The sequence below is a fragment of the Henriciella sp. genome (assembly GCF_049649345.1).
Classification (GTDB): domain Bacteria; phylum Pseudomonadota; class Alphaproteobacteria; order Caulobacterales; family Hyphomonadaceae; genus Henriciella.
Window position 1 is genome coordinate 1 of sequence record NZ_JBARZC010000369.1, and the last position, 2,556, is coordinate 2,556.

A 2,556-nucleotide genomic window follows, 5' to 3' on the forward strand; every position below is an offset into this window, starting at 1 on the left:
GACGCCGCGATCGCTGCTCGACCGGTGTACCTGCAACGAGGAGAGGCTGATCCAGACCCTGTCCGGCATGCCGGACGAGTCCTTGCGTGAGATGGTTGAACCGGACGGCACGCTGAAGGTCGACTGCCAGTTCTGCGCGCGCCATTACGACATCCCGATTACGGCGGTGACAGGGTCTCTGAATTAAAAAATAGCGCGCTCTGGGAGGGAGGAGAGCGCGCCTGTCTTGGGGGACATTTTTTTAAGAGGTACCCACCCTGCATTCTGCAAGCTGAAGCGACCCGAAAGTGCGTTACCCCTTCTGGAGTATGCAAAGACTATATGCCCGGGCAGGGCAAATGGTTCCAATTTGGCTGCACTTTTCCCGGTCTTGCATCATCCCCTACGTCACGTCTGGCCGTTGTGACTGGCGGGCGATAGGCTCGGCGCCAACCACAATAACCGGGAGGCAAGGATGGCGATCACGAACAAGATATGGATGCTGCGCAAGCGGCCAGTCGGCGATGTCGGCGAGGGAGATCTGAACTTTGTCGAAGCGCCGGTCCGCGCTGTCGAAGAGGGCGAAGTCCGGATCCGGACGCTTTATCTTTCGCTCGATCCGACCAACCGGATCTGGATGTCTGATCGTGATCAGTACATGCCGCCTGTCGAAATCGGTGATCCGATGCGCGGCGGCGGGATTTCGATCGTTGAGGAGAGCCGGTTCGACGGTCTTGAGCCGGGTGACATCGTCAATACAGGTCTCGGCACCTGGTCGCTCTATCATGTGAAGCCCGGCGCGGAGGTGACCAAGCTTCCTGAGCTTCCAGGCGTTCCGCTGACCGCCTTTATGGGCCCGCTCGGCATGACGGGTATGACGGCCTATTTCGGCCTGATGGACATCGGCAAGCCCAAGGCGGGCGAGACGTTGGTCGTATCCGCTGCGGCCGGGGCTGTCGGGTCCATGGTCGGTCAGATCGGCAAGATCCAGGGGTGCCGCGTGGTCGGCATTGCCGGCTCTGACGAGAAATGCCGCTGGCTGACAGAGACAGCAGGCTTCAATGCCGCCATAAACTACAAGAGCGAAGATGTCGGTGCGGCGCTCGATACGCATTGTCCGGACGGCATCGATATCAATTTCGAGAATGTTGGCGGCGAGATCATGGACACGATCCTGACCCGTCTCAACGACTTCGCGCGCATGCCGTTGTGCGGCCTGATCTCATCCTACAATGCGACCGAGCCGGTGCCGGGGCCTTACAACTTCTCGATGCTCCTGATGCGGCATGTGACCCTAAAGGGCTTTATCGTCACTGACTATATGGACCGGTTTGCCGAAGGCATGCAGGCCATGGCGCAGTGGCTGATGGAAGGCAAGATCAAGTTTGAGACCGATGTCGTCGATGGACTTGAGAACGCACCGGCATCGCTGGAGCGTCTCTTCACCGGCAAGAATCTTGGCAAGCTCGTCGTGAAGGTTTCCGAGCCGGACTAGCCGGTCGGTTCTTCAGGGGTTTTCGCTCACACTGAACTGGCTGGCGTGGCGCCCCTTCGCGCCGACATAGTATGCCTTGATGAGCGGCAGGTCGCGCTCATAATCGCCGGTTGGCTGGAACAGACCGCCGACGCGGATCGTGCGTGTGCCATAGTCGAGGATGGTGATGAGAAGCGGCACCTCTGCGCCCATGGCGATGCGATAGAACCCGCTCTTCCAGCTGTCTGTTGCCGCCCGCGTGCCTTCGGGTGCGACTGCGAGGATCAGCCGGTCGCTTTGCGCAAAGGCCTCTGCCATCTGCTCGACCATGTCGGTGGCGGCCTTGCGATCGACGGGCACGCAGCCGAGCCATCTGACGAGCCATCCCAACGGATTGTCGACGAGTGACTGCTTTCCCATCCAGCGAAGTTTCGCCCGGTAGAATCCCGCCGCTGCGAGCATCCAGAGTCCATCCCAGTTCGAGGTGTGAGGCGCGGCCACGAGAACCGCTTTTGGCGCGTCCGGCCAGTCGCCCTCCAGTTTCCATCCCGCCGCTGCGAGCGTGAGGGCGCACACTTGCCGCCAGACAGAGGCGGTGACACCGCGGCGCGGAGAGGGCTTCGGGCGATCGCCGGATAAAGGGTTCTTGCCCGCCATCGCCACAGTCTGGTCTGAACCGGAGCGATGAACCAGCAATCTGTGCGGGAATGGCAGAACGATACGCCATTTCGGGGAATTTGCGGCGCCTCCGGCTTCAGCCCTTGCGCTTGACCGCGCCCTGAAGCGTGAAACTGAAAGCGAGGGACAGGATCAGCGGCACCCAGATCGGCAGCGTGCCGAGGCCCGGTGCTTCGAGCGCGGCAGCCAAATGATCGTCAACGCACCACCAGAGCAGGAACAGGAACATGATTTGCGTCCTCCTTCGCGGCCGAACCCTGGCAAAAGGCGCCGGGTTGGCAATCGCTCCGACAGGGACCGCGCCCGGCTATAAGCCCTGCCATGGTCGACAATTGCCAACCCCGTGCCGCCTGACAGCGAGGCCCTGTCATGGCCACTGACGGCGCGCCTGGCCCAGATGCCGCCGGCCGGCGACTGGCGCACCT

4 protein-coding genes are annotated in these 2,556 nt (G+C 61.6%); 2 read left to right on the forward strand and 2 right to left on the reverse strand.

From position 1 onward, the window contains the following. The coding region (locus WA989_RS10100) for an Hsp33 family molecular chaperone HslO (RefSeq protein WP_424340374.1) at positions 1-187 on the forward strand (187 nt) is incomplete at its 5' end. Between the two features lie 267 nt (positions 188-454). After that, positions 455-1,474, forward strand: a complete 1,020-nt coding sequence (locus WA989_RS10105; RefSeq protein WP_424340375.1) for an NADP-dependent oxidoreductase — start codon at positions 455-457, stop codon at positions 1,472-1,474. A 12-nt stretch (positions 1,475-1,486) separates the two neighbouring features. Here WA989_RS10105 and WA989_RS10110 read toward each other — a convergent pair whose 3' ends face one another. Then, complete coding sequence (locus tag WA989_RS10110) at positions 1,487-2,110, reverse strand: lysophospholipid acyltransferase family protein (protein ID WP_424340376.1); 624 nt, start codon at positions 2,108-2,110, stop codon at positions 1,487-1,489. A gap of 97 nt (positions 2,111-2,207) precedes the next feature. Next, complete coding sequence (locus WA989_RS10115; RefSeq protein WP_424340377.1) at positions 2,208-2,360, reverse strand: hypothetical protein; 153 nt, start codon at positions 2,358-2,360, stop codon at positions 2,208-2,210. Positions 2,361-2,556 lie beyond the last annotated feature (196 nt).

Excerpts from the sequence above, each read along its gene's own strand:
- WA989_RS10110 (WP_424340376.1), bottom strand. The coding sequence starts at position 2,110 with ATGGCGGGCAAGAACCCTTTATCCGGCGATCGCCCGAAGCCCTCTCCG.
- WA989_RS10115 (WP_424340377.1), bottom strand. The coding sequence starts at position 2,360 with ATGTTCCTGTTCCTGCTCTGGTGGTGCGTTGACGATCATTTGGCTGCC.
- WA989_RS10105 (WP_424340375.1), top strand. The coding sequence starts at position 455 with ATGGCGATCACGAACAAGATATGGATGCTGCGCAAGCGGCCAGTCGGC.